Below are 19,901 nucleotides of genomic sequence, written 5' to 3' on the forward strand. Positions count from 1 at the left end.
CGTCGTGATGCGCCCGCTCATGGCTGTTGCAGGGACGCCTGCAGGGCGCTGGCCAACGCGGCGTCCCCGGAGACGAGGTCTTCCCAGCGCAGTTCCAGGCCCTTCCGCCGTCCCTTCTCGACCAGCTTCAGTCCGCTCGGGTCCAGGGTCAGCGTATAGGCCTGGCCGGCGATGGTCAGTTCACGGCGCAGCGGTTTGTCGAGAGGTGTCATCGGGGGCTCCTTCGCGTTGAGGCACGGGCAGGGCGCACTGAAACGTGACGATGATCGCGAACATGCCAGCGCCAAGGAAAATCCACTGCCCGGGTGATGCCGATGCGTGGGCCCACCACCGGATCGTCGGGGGGCCGCGTGCCGTCATCCACGAGGGTGATGCCATGGCTGGCGGTGACCAGATCGGCGCCATCAACGCGCCGGTCCAGGCCGAACGCCTGCGACAGTTTGCCGGGACCGCTGGCGAGGTCGTGATCGTGGCGGGCAGCTGGCCGCAGCGGGTACATCCGTTCCTGTCCGGCAACCGGCTCTGCCGCGCGCAGCAGTACCGCAACACCCTCGCCGACCTCGCCGCAGACCACATTGCTGCCCCAGTGCATGCCGTAGGTGAAGTACACATACAGGTGCCCGGCCTCGCCAAACATGCTGGCGTTGCGTGCGGTCCTGCCGCGATACGAATGCGCAGCCGGATCCTCACTGCCGGCGTAGGCTTCGACTTCGACGATACGCGCTGCACGGCCGTCGCTGCGCACCAGCAGCTTGTTGAGCAGGTCCGGTGCAACCACCGTCGACGGGCGCCGGTAGAAGGTGCGGGGTATCGGTATCCAGGTATCCGGCAGCCAATCCATCATGTTGCGGTAGTGCTCGCTTCCCAAGCCTGCTTCAGTGTGGCGTGCAGCGGGTGAAGCCGCCGCCATCGATTCACTCCGGGTCAGCCAGCGCCGCGCGCCGTCTGGCGAAGACTTCCGGCGTCTGCGGTTTCACGAACAGCGCCACCAGTTCCGGGAACTCCTGCTTCACCGCACCCTCGATGCGGGTGATGCAGGCTTCGATCTGCGGGGTGGTGCGGTCGTCCTCGAATTCGGCGCTGAGCATGGCCACCACCTGTTCCGGGCCCATCTGCATGGTGGTCACGCCATTGGCACGGCGCAGGTCCGGATCGGTCACGGCCACCGCCATGATGCGTTGGGCAACGGCCGGGTGCGCAGGCTCGCCCACCAGCAGGCCCTTGGTTTCCCGCGCCAGCAGGAATGCGGTCAGCGCCAGCACGCCGGCAATGCACAACGAGGCGACCCCATCCAGTACCGGCATTTCCAGCAGCTGCGCGGCCAGCAGCCCGACCAGGGCAAAGCCGAGGCCGAGCAGGGCGGCACTGTCCTCCAGCAACACGGTGAAGGTGGACGGGTCCTTGCTGCGGCGGAACGCCTCGAAATAGCCCAGCGTGCCCTTGCTGCGCCGGAACTCGCGCAGTGCAACCCACCAGGAGGCGCCTTCGAACAGGATGGAAATACCCAGCACGCTGTAGCTGATGGCGTGGTTGGTGGCCGGTTCCGGCTGGCGGATGTGCTGGATGCCCTCATAGGCCGACACACCGGCGCCGGCGGCAAAGACCAGCAGGGCGACGATGAAGCTCCAGAAGTACAGCTCGCGACCGTAGCCGAACGGGTGCAGGGTGTCGGGGGCCTTTTCGGCACGGCGCAGACCGTACAGCAGCAGCACCTCGTTGAGGGTGTCGACCAGCGAATGCACGCCTTCGCTGAGCATCGCGGAGCTGCCGGACAGGCCGGCGGCGATGAACTTGGCAACGGCGATGGCGAGGTTGCCGGCCAGCGCGGCGTAGATGACAAGGCGGGAGCCTGAGGGTGCGGCCATGTGCGGGAATGCTGGCAGGTAGCGGGCGCACCATCCTGCGCGGCGGAGCGTCCGCGCAGCGTGTATGCCGAGCGCCCGCGCAGCGCGGTCGGGCCAGTTCAACTGTCGCCGCCGCCCTCAGGCGGACGCAGGATCCAGCCAGCCGAGCGCGCGCGCGCGGCGCAGGTCCTCGGGCGTATCGATATCGCATTCCAGCCCGGCGCCGGAGCAGCGCGCAATGCCCTCGGTCTGCCGCAGCCGCCGGCCAAATCCCCCGTCTGCAGGTTGCAGTCCTGTGCCGGCAAACCAAGTGCCCGGCACCACCGCCGGCACGCCGATGGTGTCGCCCAGTACCGTGGCGGCGCAGCCGGACGGTGCAGCGGTTGCCGCGCCCAGCAGCGCGCGCAGGTGCTCCACGCGCAGCGTCGGTTGATCGCAGATCATCACCAGCACCCTGGCGGCGCTGTGCACGTGGGTGGCGGCCAGCGACAGACTGCCGCCGATGCCGAGCCCAGGGGTGGGATTGCGCAGCCGCTGTGCCGGCAGGCCGTGCAGTTCTTCTTCGAAGCGGGGGTGCTGGGGCAGTACCACCACCAGCGTGTCCGGAGATGTTTCCAGCGCCAGCCGCACGCTGCGTCGCAACAGCGTCTCTCCGCCCGCACGCAGCAGCTGCTTGGGCTGCCCCAGGCGCTGGCTGCACCCGGCTGCGAGCACCACGGCCGCATGCCCGGTCATGGCGTGGCCAGGGGCGTTCCGTGCCGCCATGCCTGCAGCTGTGCGGCGATGCTCAAGGCAATCGCTTCGGGACCACGGCCGCCCAGTGGCAGGCCGATCGGTGAGCGCAGGCGCGGTTCCAGCGCACGGCGCGTATGGGTATCCAGTACGCTGAAAAGGTCGTCCTTGCGACGGCGTGGCCCCAACAGCCCGATGAAGGGCACGCGCGAGCCTGCCAGCCGTTCGAGCGCGTCACGGTCGAGCTCGAAATTGTGATGCATCACGAGTGCGGCATCGGCCACGCCGGCGGCAGCGGAAGAACAATACGAACCAGCGGCAAGGGGCAGGTGCTCGCGCCAGCGGAGTCTCGGTTCTTCGACATGCGCGCACCAGCCCAGATGGTCCAGCAGGGGCAGCAGAAGCGCCGCCTCCGGGCCTGCTCCGTGCACGTGCACGACAGGCGACCGGTGCCACTGCAGCCGCCAGCGGTGGCTGCCGTCCAGCGGCTGCGGGGCGGCAGGGGGCACCGTGCGGGTGAGGGTGAAGCCGGCGCAGCGGGCGTCCAGCCGTCCATCAGCCTGCAGTGCCAGGTGCAACGTGTGCGGCCCTTGCAGCCACGCGTCGAGAAGCTGTTCGATGCCGCCGAGCTGCGGCAACGGAAGCAGTGCCAGCCACTGGCGACCCCGGCATCCGGTGGCATTGCCGGAGAACAGCGCAGCGTCGTCTCGGCTGTCGATCTCCATCCATGCAATGCGCCCGGCATCCACCGCGTTGGCGGCCTGTCGCGCCAGCTCCGGTTCCAGGCAGCCGCCACTCAGCCAGCCCACCTGTCGACCCGGTTCGAACAGCGCACAGGTGCCCGCGCGGCTGTAGCTGGACCCTTCCGTCTGCAGCACCACTGCCAACGCAGCCGGACGACGGGCTCGCGCCGCGTCGGCGGCAGCCTGCAGCACCGGGCGCGGGTTGCCACCGTCCAGATCCAACGGGGCAGGGTGGAGCGCACTGGTCATGCGATGTCCGGCAGGCCAGCGAGCAGCTTGTCCAGGGTCAGTGGATAGTCGCGCACGCGGATTCCGGTCGCGTTGTACACCGCGTTGGCCACTGCCGCGCTTACGCCGCACAGGCCCAGCTCGCCAACGCCCTTGGCCTTCATCGGCGACGACACCGCATCGCTTTCATCGAGGAACACCACCTCCTGGTGCGGCACGTCGGCATGTACGGGTACTTCGTAGCCGGCCAGGTCATGATTGACGAAGAACCCCAGCCGCCGATCCACCACCAGTTCCTCCGACAGCGCTGCGCCGATGCCCATCGTCATCGCGCCGATCACCTGGCTGCGCGCGGTCTTCGGGTTGAGGATGCGGCCGGCTGCGCACACGGCCAGCATGCGGCGGATCCGGCTTTCGCCCGAGGCCACATCCACGCCCACCTCGACGAAATGCGCGGCGAAGGTGGACTGCTGGTACTTCTCCTGCAGCGTGTCGAACTCGATGCTGTCTTCGGCCACCAGCTCGCCGGCCTGAGCGGCATCGGCAAGGGCGCGGCTGCGGCCCCCTGCGGTCACCCTGCCGGCTTCGAACTGCGCTGCCGCCGGGTCCATTCCCAGCGCCTGCGCGACCTTCGTACGCAGTGCCATGCATGCGGCGTAGACGCCTGCGGTGGAGCTGTTGGCGCCCCACTGGCCACCGGAGCCGGCAGCCACGGGATAACGGGAATCGCCCAGCTTGACCGTGACCTGCTGCAACGGAACGCCGAGCATTTCCGCGGCCGTCTGGCCGATGATGGTGTAGCTGCCGGTGCCGATGTCGGTCATGTCGGTTTCCACGGTGACCTGGCCATCAGCGGCCAGGCGGACGCGTGCGCCGGATTTCATCACCAGGTTGTTGCGGAAGCCTGCCGCCACGCCCATGCCGACCAGCCAGCGTCCATCGCGCACGGCGCCCGGGGTGGCGCTGCGCCGCTGCCAGCCGAACCGTTCGGCGCCCATGCGCAGGCACTGCACCAGCTGCCGCTGTGAAAAGGGGCGCTCGGGATTGGACGGGTCGACCTGGGTGTCGTTGCGGATACGGAATTCGATCGGATCCAGGCCGAGCTTGATCGCCATTTCGTCCATGGCGATTTCCAGCGCCATCAGTCCCGGCGTTTCGCCCGGCGCGCGCATGGCATTGCCTTCGGGCAGGTCGAGGGTGGCCAGGCGCAATGCGGCCAAGCGGTTGGGCCCCGCATACAGCAAGCGCGTCTGCTGCACCGCTTCCTCCGGCGAGCCGCCTGGCAGGTTGCCCGACCATGATTCGTGACCGATGGCGGTCAGGCTTCCTTCCGGCGTTGCGCCCAGCCGGATGCGCTGCAGCGTGGCCGGGCGGTGCGTGGTGTTGTTGGCGATCAGCGGCCGCTGCAGGGCCACTTTCACCGGCCGCTTGGCAGCGCGTGCGGCGAGCGCGGCCAGCAGCGCATCGGAGCGCAGGAACAGCTTTCCGCCAAAGCCGCCGCCGATGTAGGGCGACACCAGCCGCACCTTGTCCTTGGCGATGCCCAGGGTGCGGGCCAGATCGGTGCGGCCCCAGTCGATCATCTGGTTGGAGGTCCACACCGTCAGCTGGTCGCCTTCCCAGGCGGCCATCGTCGCGTGCGGCTCCATCATTGCGTGCGACTGGTCCGGGGTGTGGTAGGTCGCATCGAGCGTAACCGCCGCCTGGCTGAAGGCCTTCTCGAAATCGCCGACGCGCGCATCGGGCTCCGGTGTCTGCAGGGAAGCGCCTGCCTGCTTGGCGTCGGCCAGATCGAAGTGGCCACGCTGCGGGGCATAGCGGATGCGGATCTGTCCGGCCGCAGCCCGGGCCTGTTCGAACGTTTCGGCCACCACCACCGCCAGCGCCTGGTGATAGTGGTGCACCTTCGGACCACCCAGCAGCGGCGCGGCGTTGCGCTTGACCGGATGCAGCGGCCCGGCGGTGTCGGCGGTGACGATGGCCAGAACGCCGGGCGAGCGCCGCGCTGCGTCCAGCTCCATGCGGGTCACGGTGCCGGTGGCGATGCCCGCCCCGACCACCACGCCATAGGCGGGGGCGGACGGGGTGGCGTCATGCCATTCGTGTGCGTAGGTGGCCTTGCCGGTGACCTTCAACGGGCCGTCGATGCGATCGTGCGGCTTGCCGATGACGGTCTGCGCATCGATCGGATTGCGACCTGCGGGGGTGTCGAATTTCATGCCTCGGCCCTCACGTCCTGCAGGATGGAAGCCAATGTGCGTTCGGCCAGCGCCAGTTTGAAGGCGTTCTGTGCGGTGGGCGCAGCACCCTGCAGCAGCACCGACATCACGGCGCCGGCGCCCTGCGGCAGGGCCGCATCGGCCGCAGCGCTGTGCCACGGCTTGTGCGCGACACCGCCAAGGGCGATCCGGCCGCTGCCATCGGGCCGCAGGATCGCCGCCACCGACACCAGGGCGAACGCATACGATGCGCGGTCGCGCACCTTCCGGTATACGTGCACGCCACCCAGGGGCGGCGGCAGGACCACGGCGGCGATCAGCTCGCCCTTGTCCAGCACGGTGTCGATATGCGGCGTACGGCCAGGAGCGCGATACAGGGCGTCCAGCGCGATGTTCCGGCGCGATCCGTCGGCGCGGACGGTCTCCACCGATGCATCCAGCGCCATCATCGCCACCGCCATGTCGCTGGGATGGGTGGCGATGCAGTGCTCGCTGGCACCGATCACGGCCAATTGCCGGCTGAAACCTTCGCGCGCGCCGCAGCCACTGCCGGGCAGCCGCTTGTTGCAGGGCTGTGCGGTGTCGTAGAAATAGGGGCAGCGGGTGCGTTGCAGCAGGTTGCCGGCGGTGGTGGCCTTGTTGCGCAGTTGACCCGATGCGCCGGACACCAGTGCGCGGGTCAGCACCGCATAGTCGCGCCGGATGCGCCGGTCGGCCGCCAGATCGGTATTGCGTACCAGCGCGCCGACGCGCAGGCCTCCCTCGCTGGTGGGCTCGATGGTGTCCAGATCCAGCCCGTTGACGTCGATCAGGTGGGCGGGCGTCTCGATCTCCAGCTTCATCAGGTCCAGCAGGTTGGTGCCGCCGGCAATGAACCGAGCGCCCTGGGTACGCGCCGCTGCCGCTGCCGCCTCGGCGGGAGACCGGGCGCGCTCGTAGCTGAAAGCTCTCATGCGCTGGCCTCCCCGACGTCCTGGATGGCCTCGATGATGTTGGAATAGGCACCGCACCGGCAGATGTTGCCGCTCATGCGCTCGCGCAGTTCTTCGGCGGTGAAGGCGCTGGGCGCGTCCAACGCGGCGCTGACGTGGCTCGGTATGCCGGCCTTGATTTCCTGCAGCACGGCGACGGCCGAGCAGATCTGCCCCGGGGTGCAATAGCCGCACTGGAAACCGTCATGCTTGACGAAGGCCGCCTGCATCGCGTGCAGCCGGTCTGGCGTGCCGAGGCCTTCGATGGTGGTGATCTTCGCGCCCTGGTGCATCACCGCCAGCGTCAGGCAGGCATTGATGCGCCGGCCGTCCACCAGCACGGTGCAGGCACCGCACTGGCCGTGGTCGCAGCCCTTCTTGCTGCCGGTCAGGTGCAGGTGCTCACGCAGGGCGTCGAGCAGGCTGACGCGGGTGTCCAGGCGCAGCGATCGCGCTGTTCCGTTGACCTCGAAGTCCACCTGCATCAGTTCCGGTGCCCGTGCACCGGTCCGGTCCGGCTCCGCCGCAGCGACCACCGCAGGCAGGGCCATGGTGGTGGCCGATCCCGCGCTCAATTTCAGCAGTTCCCGGCGCGAAAGGGGAAGGTGTGACGGTGGGCTCATCGTGGCTCCTCGCTGGCTGCGGCAGGCTGGCTGGCGGATTCAATGCCGGGACAGCATGGCGGTGCCGCGGTAGGCATGCGGTGAAGCATGACCCGGTCGCGCATTCATCCGCTGCCGGCTGCGGCGCAACCTGCGTCGCGGCCTTCAGCCATCGCCGGCCAGCGCGATCCTTACCCGCGAGGCCAGTTCGCCGATGGTGAACGGTTTGCCGATCAAGTGAACCTGCGCATCCAGCACGTTGTTGTCGACCAGCGCGTTGCGGCTGTTGCCGGTGGCGAACAGCACCTTCAGCTGCGGATGGCGCGCGCGTGCCTGCTCGGCCAGCTGCCGTCCATTGACCTCGGGCATCACCACGTCGGTAAACAACAGCGCGACCTCTGGATGGGCCTGCAGCAGCGCCAAGGCGCTGGCGGCGCCATCTGCGGCCAGTACCCGATAGCCGAGTTCAGTGAGGGCATCGACCGAGAACGCGCGGACGGCCGCATCATCGTCCACGACGAGAATGTGCTCGCGCCCACCGTGCAGGGCCGGCGCATCGTCATCCGATGCGGCAGCGGGCATGTCGACGTCGGCCAGCAGCCGCGGCAGGTAGACCTGTACCCGCGTCCCTTTGCCGGGCGCGGAATCGAGTTTCACATGCCCGGCCGATTGCTGGACGAAGCCATACACCTGCGACAGCCCGAGCCCGGTGCCCTGGCCGACCTGCTTGGTGGTGAAGAACGGATCGAACGCGCGCGCCATCACCTCCGGCGTCATCCCGTTGCCGTCGTCGGTCACCGCGATCACGACGTAGTCCCCTGCAGGCACGCCCGCATGCGCCGATGCGGTGTCGAGGTCGACGCGCTGGTTGCGGGTCTCGATCTTCAATCGGCCGCCGGAGGGCATCGCATCGCGCGCGTTGACCGCCAGGTTCAGGACCACGTTCTCCAGCTGGTTGGCGTCGGCATGGGTCCACCACAGGCCCGCGCCGAGTGCGGTTTCAAGGATGATGCTGCTGCCAAGGGAATGCACCAGCAGGTCGGTCATGCCGGCCACCAGGCGGTTGGCATCCATCGCCACCGGCTGCAGCGGTTGCTGGCGCGAGAACGCAAGCAGGCGCTGGGTCAGCTGGGCGGCGCGCTGCGCGCCATCAAGGGCCATTTCAATGTACCGGCTGGCGCGCGCGTCGCTGTCGCCGAGGCGCAGCGCCAGCAGGTCGAGCGGCCCGATCACCGTCGCCAGCATGTTGTTGAAGTCATGGGCGATACCACCGGTCAGCTGGCCGACCGCCTCCATCTTGCGGCTCTGCCGAAGCGCCTCTTCCACCCGCAGGCGCTCGGCGACTTCGGCCCGAACACGTGCCTCCAGCTGCCCGTTCAGCTCCTGCAGGCGCGCGTCGGCGGCCTTCCGCGCGGTGATGTCGATGGCCACGCCCAGCACGCGCACGCACCTGCCGAACTCGAAGATGCCGCGGCCCTTGGCGGCGACCCAGCGGACGATGCCATCCTCCTTGCCGACGGTGCGGTACTCCACGTCATAGGTCTCGCGCCGCTCGGGATCGCAGGCGGCGGCGAACGCGGCCAGGGTTGCCGCGCGGTCGTCCGGGTGCAGCCCGGCACGGAAGTCGTCCATGGTCACCGAAGCACCGGCGGAGATGCCGAACATGGCCTTGGTGCGCGCCGGCCAGATCAGCACGTCCTGCACCATGTCCACGTCCCAGAACCCTTGCTCGCCTGCTTCGGTGGCCAGCCGCAGGCGCTCTTCGCTGTCGGCCAGCGCCGCTTCGGCGGCCTTCCGGCCGGAGAGATCCAGCATGGCCCCGATCATCCGCAGCGGGGTGCCATCGGCGTCGCGCAGGACCGTTCCGCGATCCAGCACCGACGCATAACTGCCATCCGCGCGCTGGAAACGGTATTCGTCCGTCCAGCCGCTGCCGTTCCCGTCTATCACGGCGTGGATGCCGTGATCGATGCGCGCGCGGTCATCGGGGTGGATGTGCTGCAGCCACCATTGCGCGGTCGTGTTCTTCTCCGTGTGGCCGAACAGGCTGGCCAGCGCTTCGTTCCAGATCACCTGGCCATCGGCGATGCGCCAATCCCAGATGGCATCGTTGGTGGCCTGTGCGGCCAGCCGGTAGCGTTCTTCGATATCACGACGCTCGGCTTCGGCGGCCTTGCGGTCGGTGATGTCCAGCGACGTACCGACCAGGCCGATCACGGCGCCATCGGCGTCGCGCAGCGGCGATTTGGTCGACAGCCACCAGGCCCGGCGACCATCGGGGAAGCTCACTTCCTCCTCCAGCTGCTCGCTGTTGCCGCTGGACATGATGCGCTCGTCGGTCGCCATCACCGACGCCGCCTGCGCGGGGTCGCCCAACAGCTCGGCATCGGTGCGCCCGATATATTCTCCCGGCGGCAGGCCGATCAGCTCGGTGGTGCCGTGGTTGCCGATCAGCAGCCGGCCTTGCCGGTCCTTGGCATACATCACGCCCGGTGCCGCCTCCACGAACGAGCGCAGCAGCGCCTGCGCCTGGTCGCGCTCGGCCTCGACGCGCAGGCGCTCATCGATGTCGATCAGCACGCCCGGGAAACCCAGCGCGCGGCCCTGGGCATCCAGATCGACCCTGCCGATGCTTTCCAGCCAGTGATAGCTGCCATCGGTGGCGCGCGCGCGGTACTGGTGGGCAAAGCGCCCGCCCGTCTGCACGGTCTGCTCAATCGCCGCCGACAGTGCGGGCAGGTCATCGGGATGCACGGCGCCCAGTACGTCCTGCAGGTGCAGTTTCCGCTGCGCCATTGCCGGGTCCAGGCCGAAGGCGCGGGCCAGGGCTTCATCGACCGTGAGCTGGTCGGCCTGGACGTCCCAGAACCAGGTGCCGACGATGGCCCCGGCGGCCAGTGCCATGTTGACGCTGTCGGTGGCCCGGCTGTCGCGGGTGGCAAATGAGGGCAGGGACGTCACGTTGATCTCGAGCGGGAGGAGGGGTGCTGCGCCAGCGTGGCGGGATCAGCACGGGCGAAGGGGCGCAAGTCTAGGCAGCGCCGCGTCACGGCTGCGTGGTGCCGGTGCCCGACGGTGAGCAGGCTACACTGCGCCTCCCATCCCGGCAGGGAACATCGATGTCCGCAGCAGAAGCCGACGAGGCCTTTCGCCAGAGAGCGCTGCATGAGTGTGCCGCGATCGCTGCGGCGTTGTCGTCGGCATCCGACCCGCACCCGGCCATCCATTCCGCGCGAAAGGCCATCCGCCGATTGCGGTCCCTGTTGGCGCTGCTGGAGCACGCAGCGCTGGACGTCGAGGCTGCCGACCTGGGATTGAAGCGCCTGGGTGATGGCCTGTCCCGCCTCCGTGATGCGCATGTGGTGGTCGAGGTCGCCCGGCAACTGCAGGAGCGGGTTGCCGATCCGCGATGGAAAGGCGTCATCCGGATGCTGGTCCTGCGTCGTGAGGGCCTGCTGCAGGCGACCCTGCAGCGTGACCCGGGGTTTGCACGCCGCCTGCGTGTCCTGGCAGCGGTGCAGCAGCAGTTGGCGGTCCAACCCTGGCATCAGCTGCGGCGTGGCCCGCTGCGCCAGAATCTTGAGCGTAGCCGGCGCCGCGTGGACAAGGCTGCCGCACGGGCGAAACGCGACGGCGGTGCCGCGGCGGTCCACCGCTGGCGCCGACGCGTGCGCAGGCTGCGCATGCAACTGGATATCGCCTGCGACCTGCAGCTGCACGTGCCCCACAGCAGGCCGCTGCACGCCTCGGGGCATCGTTACAAGGCGCTGCATCGGCTCAGCGACGAGCTTGGCCGGCAGCAGGACCTGCGGCTGCTGCGCAACCTGGTGCGGGCGATGCCTGCCAGTGACGGCAAGCGCTCAGTGATGCAGCAGATCAACGAAGAGGTGGCGCCGGACTGAATCCAGGGGCATCGGGACGTACGGCCACCTGACGTCCCGGTTTGCTTCGAAGGCTGGGATGGCCCCAGCCCCCGAAGCGCTGGCGGAGCGTTCAATCGTCTCCGCTGCTCACCCGCGCCACCCGCTTTCGATACTCATACACGTTGTCGCCGCGGATCCGCTTTTCCTGCGTGCCCGAGATCGAATCGACCCGGCGATCCGAGCCGGTCACCGGCTTGGCATCGATCTCGGTCTCGTGCTCGAACGAATGCGATTTGTCGGTATTGCGGTAGAAGCGGTACAGCGCCCAGTACAGCGCAGTTGCGCCGGCCGGGCCTGCGGCCAACAACCAAAGACCACTGTCATCACTCATGTGCTGGCCACCAGGAAGGCAATTGCGAGGGCTTCGATGATCGTACCTGCGGTCAGCGCCGCCAGCAGCATCTTCCACTGCTGCACCGGCACGCTGCCCATGGTTTCACCGGTCCGGCCGTTCACCGCGATGTAGTGCAGCATGCCGCCGTTCCTGCCGGGCTGGTGGTACGAATACAGCCACACCGGCAGGTACATGGCCACCCAGCGGGTGCCGTGCACTTCCAGTTGCTCCTGTTCCCAGCGCACGCCACGGTCGTAACGGCGCACCGTGCCTTCCACCTGCGCGCGGGCGATCGACAGCAGCTGGTCTTCCAGGCGCGGCCGCAGCTTTTCGACGTCCAGGTTGCGCTTTTCCGAAGAGAACCCGGCCAGGTACGAGGCGTTCCACTTCACCGCGTTCTTGGTGTCGAACGGCAGAATCGTGTTGATGATGTTGTTGGTGTTGGCGCGCGTGTCCAGGTTGCCGCGCTCGGCAGAGGATTCCAGCGGCAGGTCGTCCACGGTGAAATCGACCTGGCGTTCCACCTGGTAGATATCCGCGTCGTAGTAGGTCTGCTTGTTCTTCTCGGTGCCACGGGTGTACTCGCGGGTCTTGATCTCACCCTTGCCAGCCACCGCTGCGCTGACATTGCCGTCGACGATCATGTAGGGCAGGTACACGCCCACCACGTTCTCCGGGGTGAACTGTTCCTTGAACGCCTTGAGCGCGAACATCCGGCGCTTGTCGACGAACTGGCGGATGCGCGCGACCGCATCCTCCTTCTTGATATGGAACGGCAGCACGGCGTCGGGCACCGCGCCGTTGGCGATCTGTTCGTTCACGCCGAACACATGCCGGCACCAGTGGCAGCGCGCCGTCATCGTGCTTTCGGTGTTGACCGTGACTTCGGCGCCGCAACCGGTGCACTTGAAGGTCATCAGTGCGGAGGTGTCGGCATCGATATCGCGTGCGCCCGATGCAATGACGGTGCCACGCAGCTGGTCGATGGCTTCGCCCAGCCCGAATTCCTCCTCCACCCGCGCGCCATGCCATTGGTGACGGCAGTACAGGCAGACCAGGATGTCGGTGCCCAGCTTGGGCCGTATGTCGGTTGCGCCGCACTTGGGGCAGCGGTTGAGGCCGTCTTTCAGTTCGGCCGCAGCGGTGTCGATGGCGACCGGGTCGGGCGCCTCGACTTCGTTGCGGATGGCCTCAGGCAGCTTGGAAGTATCCAGCGGGAAGCTGCCGGGCAGGGGAGGGACATCCTGCGGCGAACCGGGGCCGTCCAGCACCGCCGCCGGCAGGGGCGGGGGTGCTGAAGCGGAACCGGGCAGCGGCGGAGGCGTGTTTCTGGGATCGGACATGGTGGTTGCGCGTCCTGCGTCTTCTTACAGTCCCAGCGCCTTGGCCTTCAGCGCGTCGTAGTCGGTCTGGGTGATCAGGCCCAGGTCGAGCATTTCCTTGGCCTTCTTCAGCTTGGCCACCGGGTCGTCGGCGGCAGGGGCGGCCGGGGTTGCCGGCTGCTGCAGGTTGCCCGCGCCGAACATGCCCGATGCCATGCCCACGCCGACAAGCCCGGCGGCACCGCCGTTCTCACCGGCGGACTGGATGCCCTGGGCGACGCTGGCCTGCAGGTTGGAATTGCCACGCGAGCCGGACAGCGCATCGGCGCGCTGCACGGTCTTCAGCAGCTCGCGGGTGTTGGCGTCGTACTCGATCGAGACAATGGCGGTCTTGACGATGGCCAGGCCACGATCGGACTTCCACTGGTAGCCCTGTTCGACGGCGGCCGACAGGCTCTGCGCAAAGCCCAGCGAATCCTGCTGCAGCTTGGTGATGCGGTTGCCCTTGCCCGGATCGTTGGTGTACAGGCTGAACGCCGGCGCCAGCGAACCCACCACTTCATTGAACAGCTGGCTGGCAGCGGCGTTGTCCAGGTCGGTGAAGTCGAACACCTGGCCCGGCCGCAGGTAGCTGGCCGGAACGAAGTTCTTCACGAACAGGATCGGGTCGACGATCTTCAGTGTGTACGAACCGCGGGTGACCGCGCCGACCTGGGTGTTGAGGAAACCGTCGTCCCAGTAGATCTCCGACTGGGTGCCGAAGCGGTTGTCCGGCAGTTCCTTCAGCGAAACAAAGAAGGCGGCCTGCTGCGAGCCCGGCTGGCCGCCGAACTTGAAGCGCTCCCAGCTCTGCTTGATGAAGGTGCTGACCAGGCCGTCGCCGGCGAAGATCGACTGCGAGTTCAGATCGTCCGAACGCCACTCGTAGCCACCCGGCTCGGCCACGAAGGCAGTGATCGCGCCATCCTGGAACAGCAGCAGGCCGTAGCCCTCGGGTACGACGATCTTCGAACCGTTGCTGATGATGTTGGAGGAGCCGCTGGTGTTCGAACCGCGCCCGGCATTCGTGCCCTGCGGCACCGCCGCGAACAGGGCTGCCGTGGACGGCAGGCCGGTCGGCACGGTGTAGAAGTCCTTCCACTGGTCGGCCAGCACACCGCCGACTGCACCCTTCACCGCTTGTACCAGACCCATGACCCACTCCCTGTAGTTGCCGGACAGGCACCACGCCTGTCGTGCTCGGCTGACTATAGAGGAGGCAGGCTGCATGCGGCTAGCGGCCGGGTGGACCCCCATTCATCTCGCGTCACAGGCCAGGCTGCGGTTGATCCGGCCTGGCCGATCAGCGGCACCGCGCCGGCGGCAGTCCGGCCTGGGCACGGCCCCGCAGCGGATCAAGCCTGCACAGTACTGGCAACCCGGGGTTCCGGAGCCGGTGCCGATGATTGCTCCATTACACATTCCAGGCCTGAAGCATCTGTGTCCAGCAGGCAGGTGGCGAACAGCAGGAAGCGATAGGCATCGGTGAAATTCGATCCCAGCCCGAACGAAATCCTGACCGCACCGCAATCACCCTTCTCCAGGATCTTCTCGTCGAATGTGGTGCAGTCGAGAATCTTCCCGGTCTTGTCCAGCTCACAGTGCTCGGCGCCTGCGGTAGCGTAGGTCGCCTGCTGGACGGCGCCCAGGTTGCAGAAGCAGCCATTGCGCAGGGTGATGCCGAACCGGTCTGCGGCGCGCTTGATGCGGGCGTGCGGCAGGATGGAGCCATAGCAGTCGAAGAAGTTCAGCATCAGCGTCGCGCCCCGCTGCGCAGCGGGCGGGCCATAGATCTGGCACAGCGGCAACGCGCCGCCGATGTGGTGGCGAAGCGATGACAGCTGCGCCTGCAGCCACTCGGCCAACGCACGCGAGCGCAACGCGACTGCTTCCACTCCGCCCAGTGCGGCCACGAATGCAAAGCCTCTGGCGATGGCCGGGAAGGCAGCGTAGTTGGGCGTGCCGACTTCGAATCGCTGGCCCGCATCGCGGTACAGCAGGCGATCGGTGGGCGACCATGGCCCGGAGTAGTAGCACACGCCACCACCGGCAAACGACGGCGGTTTCAGCAGGTCGAGTGCGGCCCGCCGGGCGAGCAGGCAACCTGCGCCGGTGGGGTAACCGAAGATCTTGTAGAACGACGCCACCACGAAATCGGGGTGATGACGGCCGCAGTCAAGCCGGTATTGCGGCACCAGGGCCGCCGCGTCACACAGCACCGTCGCGCCATGCGCCTGGGCCCGCTCGATCCAGGCCAGATCGTGCCGGGCGCCGGTCGCATTGGATTGCGCGGGAAAGGCGAGCAGATGCGGCGCGCCGGGCTGCAGCCGCTGCAACGCGCGCCACATCAGCCCTTCATGCAACAACAGCTCGTCATCCAGCGGAATGTACTTCACCTGTGCGCCCTTCGCCGTGGCGTACTCGCGCAAGCCGTGTACCGAGGTGTGATTGTCCTTGGTCAGCAGTGCCTGCGACCCGGCCTGGAACGGGAATGACTCGGCCACCAACCGGATTGCGCTGCTGGCATTGGCGGTGAACAGTATCTCGTACTCCTCCGGCGTGGTTCCGAAGAAGGCGTGGATCTGCTCACACGCCCCATGAAGTGCGTCCTGGGATGCTTTCGATCCGCTGTGCGGATTGCCGAGAATCGTCCGCTTGAGTGCCTGGTAATCCTGCTCAAGCAGGCTGTCGGGTGGCAATGTTCCGCCCACGTGATCCAGATAGGTCACCTGTTGCTCATCCAGCCGCGCATATTCCTGCTGGCGCATGGCCTCGACCTGATCATGGGGATAATCGGGGTGGTCGGCGAGGAACCGTGCGCGAGCGCTTTCGAAGCCGCGCATCGCGCGCGCATCCTGCTGCAGTGGCAGGTGGAGCGCCAGCAGGGGTGAGAAATCCGGCGCCCGGAGGGCGGCCTGCGCTGGAGTGTGTGCAGCATCGACACAGCCGCGCAGCAACCAGGCTTCCACCTGGTAACGCCGGTCTGGCACTGCTGCATGGACGGCGTCCAGCATCGCGTCCAGATAGCGCTCCCTGCTGGGGGCATCGCACTGGTTGAACTCCTCCAGAAGGATGCAGGCGTTGAACAGGAACTCGCGCACATCGGCGTCGCCCATGGCAAACGCGAGGGGCCGCAGTTCAGCCATCTCGCCCTCTCGCGGGGAAAGTCCTTCGATCGTGAACGCGCGTGTGATGGGCGACGGGTCGGTCAGGCTCAGGGCTGCATCCATCAGCCGGGAGGGCATGCCGAAGTGCTGCCGTGACTGCTCGCGGGCCAGCTCGAACAGCTGGTTGTAGTGGAATGCCGTGGCGTAGACCCGTCCGCCAGGGCGGAGCACGCGCCTGAACTCGCGGGCGACGCGCGCCTTGTCCGGCGGGAACATCAGGCCGAACCCGCAGACGATGACGTCGAAGCTGGCGTCGGCGAAGGGCAGCTCCGCCATGTCCACATCGGCAAGGAGGGGCACGTTGCGCTGCACCTCATCGCTCAGCACGCTGCGTGCCACGTTCACGGCGATCGCTGAAAGATCGGTGGCGACCAACCGTAGGCCCAGCGGCCTGCTCAGGTGCTGGTAAAGGTTAGCGGTGATGACCCCGGTGCCGCAGGCGACCTCCAGGACGTCGGACGCGTTGAAACCGGCCCGGATGTCGCCAGCGATCTCCTCGGCCAGCAGCTTTCCGTAGGGACCGAAAATGCGCTGGCTCAGTACGCGCTCATAGAACTCCATGAACGTGCTGAGAGACCATTTCCGTTCGGATACAACCTTGCACTGATGCGGCGAGACATCCTGCATGGCACGCTCCCTGTGGCCGGAGGCCGGTGAATCTTCGCCGCCTTTATTGCATGGGAGTAAATGTCTTTAAGTGATATTAATCACATAAAGCGGGATTGATAATCCGTGAAAGGCCGGGCAGCCCTATATTCCCCCATTCATGGGGCAACGGCCGATTCGGCGCTAGCGTCATTCTGTTCTGCAACATCACTTCGCGCGGGCTCAGCGCACCGACTGCGGCACACGGCGCAGCTTGCCGGTGTCGTAGCCCATTGCCTGGATGCGGGCGACCGCCTGCTGGTAGTCCGCCTCGCTCACCTGCGGCGTGCGCGCCATGTACCACACGTAGTCACGCTTGCTGCGGGCCACGATGGTCTGGGTGTAGCCCTCATCCAGCCAGGCAATCAGGTATTCGGCCTGGATGGGCCAGATGAACTGCATTCCCCAGACCGCACCATTGCCGTGTTTTTCCACACGGCCCACCGGGTGCATCGACTTCTGTGGCGACTGGAAGCTGCCCTTGCGATAGGTGAAAGTGGTCTGGATGCGGCCATCGGCCTGCAGCGCGTAGCTTTCCACCGCGTCGAAGGCCTCGCGCTCGGGCCGGGACGGAATATGGGCGATGACATACCAGTCGCCCATGAAGCGCGGCACGTCCACCTTCGGAGGCAGCGGGATGGGGCGGGTGTCGTGGCTGCTGCAGCCTGCGCCGAACAGGGCAACGGCCAGCAGCGGGAACAGCGATGCGATACGCATGAGGGCGGTCTCCTTCAGCGCGGGCGGAACAGGTAGTGGGCGACCAGCCATTGCTGGCCGTCGTCGTAGCCGAACAATTCGGCGCAGGCCATCCAGAACATGCGCCAGCGCTGCCACCAGATGCGTGCGGCCGCTTCGTCGCCATAGGTCTGTGCCAGCACCGGCAGCAGCTGTTCACGGGCGGCATCCTGGTTGGCCAGCCAATGGTTGGCCGTGCGCTGATAGTGCGTGCCGTCCAGCAGCCAGCGCTGGTCCAGCACCAGGTCGCGCTGGAAGTGCAGCAGCGTGTCCGCTGCCGGCATCAGGCCGCCGGTGAAGAAGTGCCGGCCCATCCAGTTGTCGTCGCCCTCGGTCTCGAACGGATACATCAGCGTGCGATGGGCGAAAATGTGCACGAACAGCGCACCGTCCGGCTTCAGCCAGCGGGCAATGCGGCCCAGCAGGCGGTCGTAGTTGCGGACATGCTCGAACATCTCCACCGACACGCAGCGATCAAATGCAGCGGCAGGCAGGTCCAGCTGGTTGACGTCCCGGGTGAGTACCTCGACGTTGCCGAACCCGCGCGCCTCGCACTGCGCCAGGATATGGCTGCGCTGGCTGTGCGAGTTGGACACGGCGGTGATGCGCGCGTTCGGGTAGCGCTCGGCCATCCACAGCGTCAGCGAGCCCCAGCCGCAGCCCAGCTCAAGAATGGCCTGGCCGTCGGCCAATCCGGCGCGCTGCCCGTACAGCTCCAGCATCGCATCCTCGGCCTGGTCCAGCGTCTCGCGGCCGGTGCGGTAGTAGCAGCTGCTGTACTTCAGGCGATGCCCCAGGCAGCCCTGGAAGAAGGCGGCAGGCACCTCGTAATGCTGGCGGTTGGCCGCATCCACGTGCAGTGCCAGTGGGCTGCCAGCGAGCTCGGCGATACGGCGGCTGAAGCGCTGGGCCTGCTCCTCCATGCTGCCGCTCGACTCCTCGGCCAGGCGTTGCGCACACAGGCGGCGTATGCCCGCGCGCAGCGCCGCATCGGGCAGCCAGCCACGCTCGGCCCAGCCGGTAAGGCCGGCTTCCGTATCGGCAACCGGAGCAAGGGACGGGGTGCTGTTCATCGGGATCACTCCTTGGGGCTGCGCGGAAACCAGGGGAAGAACATCGGGGTACTGCGCTGGTAGTCGCGATAGTCATCGCCTCGACTGCGCAGCGCCTGTTTCTCGGTGAAGGGAACGCCACTGAGGTAGCGCAGGAACACGTACATCAGCACCGGCCCGGACCAGGCCAGCCACCACAAGGGTGAGCCGGCTGCCAGCAGTACATAGGTGAACCAGTGCAGCCACTCGAAGAAGTAATTGGGATGGCGCGTGTACCGCCACAGTCCTTGGCGGCAGGTCCGGCCCCTGTTCGCCGGGTCGGCACGAAAGCGTGCCAGCTGACGGTCGGCCAGTGCTTCGCCGCCCACGCTGAGCAGCCACACGACGACCGCCGCTGCGATCCAGCCAGGCATGTCGCTGTGGGGATTGCCGGCCACGGCCGTGAACGGCAGCGCAAACAGCACCACCAACAGCGCCTGCGCCATGAAGAAGCCGAAGATCCTGCCCTGGTGGCCGTGCCAGTGTTCGCGCAGATAGCGGTAGCGACCGTCTTCTTCCTCGCTGCGTACGCGGCGCCACAGATGCAGGGCGAGACGACTTCCCCACAGGCCACCGAGGACGGCCAGTGCGATGCGTGGTTGCAGCGCGCCTTCGCCCAGCCATGCAAGCAGCAGCGCGCCTGCCGCCACGCCCTTTGCCCACAGGACATCGACGATGCCGATGTTGCGGTGCCTGCGCTGCCAGGTCCAACCCCAGGCCATGATCAGCACGGCGTACAGCAGTACCCACCACAGAATGCTCATCAGGCTGCTCCGATCAATGGGGTGTCACGATTGCTGGGCGTTCCGCGACGGGCGACGGCGCACAGCAGCGACAGTGCCACGCACCAGCCCAGCGCCAGAGTTGCCACGCCCAGCCAGGCCGGGGCGGTGAAATGTACGGCCTGGAAACCCCGCGCCGCGGACAGGTACGCCAGCGGCGCCAGCAGGCCCAGGGCCACCGGCAGCATCCAGTGCCGCTGCAGGAACGCCATCGACGCCGTCAGCGTCATCGCAAAGGCCGCCCACAGCGCGAAAATCCACGGTGGCGGCACCCATCCAAGCGGTGCGGCGACGTACTGCACAGCACCGCTGGCTGCAGCGCTGCCATCCACCAGCCAGGCACACCCCAGCGCGAGCAACAGCAGGCGCAGCTCCAGGCGTGGCCGCGGTGAGGCAAGCAACTGGCTGCCGACATAGAGCGTGGCCGACAGCAGGGCCGGCCATTGCCAGCCGCGGCCGGCACCGGCAACGGCGCACAGCCATACCAGCTGGTTGCCGATCACGTTGACCCAGGTGCGGCGCAT

The 19,901-nt window shown here is 67.4% G+C and carries 18 protein-coding genes; 1 reads left to right on the forward strand and 17 read right to left on the reverse strand.

What is annotated here, in order from left to right; all coding sequences use genetic code 11:
* Window positions 1–17: 17 nt before the first annotated feature.
* The 9 genes from J2X70_RS02095 to J2X70_RS02135 all read right to left on the reverse strand — a co-directional run bounded on the left by J2X70_RS02095 (window position 18) and on the right by J2X70_RS02135 (window position 10,300).
* Window positions 18–212 (reverse strand): hypothetical protein, encoded by a 195-nt coding sequence (locus J2X70_RS02095; protein ID WP_025874451.1) that lies wholly within the window; start codon window positions 210–212, stop codon window positions 18–20.
* Window positions 209–844 (reverse strand): DNA-3-methyladenine glycosylase, encoded by a 636-nt coding sequence (locus J2X70_RS02100; RefSeq protein ID WP_033831185.1) that lies wholly within the window; start codon window positions 842–844, stop codon window positions 209–211. Before J2X70_RS02100 ends, J2X70_RS02095 begins: the two co-directional genes overlap by 4 nt.
* A 70-nt stretch (window positions 845–914) precedes the next feature.
* Window positions 915–1,865, reverse strand: coding sequence for a cation diffusion facilitator family transporter (locus J2X70_RS02105; protein WP_025874453.1), 951 nt, complete (start codon window positions 1,863–1,865; stop codon window positions 915–917).
* Window positions 1,866–1,982: 117 nt separating this feature from the next.
* Window positions 1,983–2,579: a nucleotidyltransferase family protein gene (locus J2X70_RS02110; RefSeq protein ID WP_309908685.1), complete on the reverse strand. Its 597-nt coding sequence runs from the start codon at window positions 2,577–2,579 to the stop codon at window positions 1,983–1,985.
* The gene (locus J2X70_RS02115; protein WP_309908687.1) at window positions 2,576–3,568 is read right to left on the reverse strand and encodes an XdhC family protein; all 993 of its coding nucleotides are present in this window, start codon (window positions 3,566–3,568) and stop codon (window positions 2,576–2,578) included. The genes J2X70_RS02110 and J2X70_RS02115 overlap by 4 nt, the downstream gene beginning before the upstream one ends.
* Window positions 3,565–5,766 carry an aldehyde oxidoreductase molybdenum-binding subunit PaoC gene (paoC, locus tag J2X70_RS02120; protein ID WP_309908689.1) on the reverse strand — a complete coding sequence of 734 codons (2,202 nt, stop codon included), beginning with the start codon at window positions 5,764–5,766 and terminating at the stop codon, window positions 3,565–3,567. The genes J2X70_RS02115 and paoC overlap by 4 nt, the downstream gene beginning before the upstream one ends.
* Complete coding sequence (locus tag J2X70_RS02125) at window positions 5,763–6,719, reverse strand: xanthine dehydrogenase family protein subunit M (protein WP_080148689.1); 957 nt, start codon at window positions 6,717–6,719, stop codon at window positions 5,763–5,765. The genes paoC and J2X70_RS02125 overlap by 4 nt, the downstream gene beginning before the upstream one ends.
* Complete coding sequence (gene paoA / locus J2X70_RS02130; protein ID WP_059064208.1) at window positions 6,716–7,360, reverse strand: aldehyde dehydrogenase iron-sulfur subunit PaoA; 645 nt, start codon at window positions 7,358–7,360, stop codon at window positions 6,716–6,718. Before paoA ends, J2X70_RS02125 begins: the two co-directional genes overlap by 4 nt.
* A gap of 144 nt (window positions 7,361–7,504) precedes the next feature.
* Window positions 7,505–10,300 carry a PAS domain-containing protein gene (locus J2X70_RS02135; protein WP_301863556.1) on the reverse strand — a complete coding sequence of 932 codons (2,796 nt, stop codon included), beginning with the start codon at window positions 10,298–10,300 and terminating at the stop codon, window positions 7,505–7,507.
* 158 nt (window positions 10,301–10,458) lie between these two features.
* Between J2X70_RS02135 and J2X70_RS02140 the strand changes: the two genes are divergently transcribed.
* Entirely contained in the window at window positions 10,459–11,241 is a 783-nt protein-coding gene (locus J2X70_RS02140; RefSeq protein ID WP_309908694.1) for a CHAD domain-containing protein, read from the forward strand.
* Between the two features lie 91 nt (window positions 11,242–11,332).
* Here J2X70_RS02140 and J2X70_RS02145 read toward each other — a convergent pair whose 3' ends face one another.
* The 8 genes from J2X70_RS02145 to J2X70_RS02180 all read right to left on the reverse strand — a co-directional run bounded on the left by J2X70_RS02145 (window position 11,333) and on the right by J2X70_RS02180 (window position 19,901).
* Window positions 11,333–11,593, reverse strand: coding sequence for a hypothetical protein (locus J2X70_RS02145; protein WP_025874461.1), 261 nt, complete (start codon window positions 11,591–11,593; stop codon window positions 11,333–11,335).
* Complete coding sequence (locus J2X70_RS02150) at window positions 11,590–12,939, reverse strand: TFIIB-type zinc ribbon-containing protein (protein ID WP_309908696.1); 1,350 nt, start codon at window positions 12,937–12,939, stop codon at window positions 11,590–11,592. Before J2X70_RS02150 ends, J2X70_RS02145 begins: the two co-directional genes overlap by 4 nt.
* Before the next feature lie 24 nt (window positions 12,940–12,963).
* Window positions 12,964–14,112: an SPFH domain-containing protein gene (locus J2X70_RS02155; protein ID WP_025874463.1), complete on the reverse strand. Its 1,149-nt coding sequence runs from the start codon at window positions 14,110–14,112 to the stop codon at window positions 12,964–12,966.
* Between the two features lie 200 nt (window positions 14,113–14,312).
* On the reverse strand, window positions 14,313–16,751 hold the full coding sequence (locus J2X70_RS02160; RefSeq protein WP_309908700.1) for an aminotransferase class V-fold PLP-dependent enzyme: 2,439 nt from the start codon (window positions 16,749–16,751) through the stop codon (window positions 14,313–14,315).
* Window positions 16,752–16,952: 201 nt separating this feature from the next.
* Window positions 16,953–17,486 carry a lipocalin family protein gene (locus tag J2X70_RS02165; protein WP_032974662.1) on the reverse strand — a complete coding sequence of 178 codons (534 nt, stop codon included), beginning with the start codon at window positions 17,484–17,486 and terminating at the stop codon, window positions 16,953–16,955.
* A gap of 14 nt (window positions 17,487–17,500) precedes the next feature.
* The gene (locus J2X70_RS02170; RefSeq protein WP_080148694.1) at window positions 17,501–18,577 is read right to left on the reverse strand and encodes a class I SAM-dependent methyltransferase; all 1,077 of its coding nucleotides are present in this window, start codon (window positions 18,575–18,577) and stop codon (window positions 17,501–17,503) included.
* 5 nt (window positions 18,578–18,582) lie between these two features.
* Window positions 18,583–19,359, reverse strand: coding sequence for a DUF1295 domain-containing protein (locus J2X70_RS02175; protein WP_309908703.1), 777 nt, complete (start codon window positions 19,357–19,359; stop codon window positions 18,583–18,585).
* Window positions 19,359–19,901: a DUF2878 domain-containing protein gene (locus tag J2X70_RS02180; protein ID WP_309908705.1), complete on the reverse strand. Its 543-nt coding sequence runs from the start codon at window positions 19,899–19,901 to the stop codon at window positions 19,359–19,361. The genes J2X70_RS02175 and J2X70_RS02180 overlap by 1 nt, the downstream gene beginning before the upstream one ends.

The sequence above is a fragment of the Stenotrophomonas sp. 1337 genome (assembly GCF_031455455.1).
Lineage (GTDB): Bacteria > Pseudomonadota > Gammaproteobacteria > Xanthomonadales > Xanthomonadaceae > Stenotrophomonas > Stenotrophomonas indicatrix.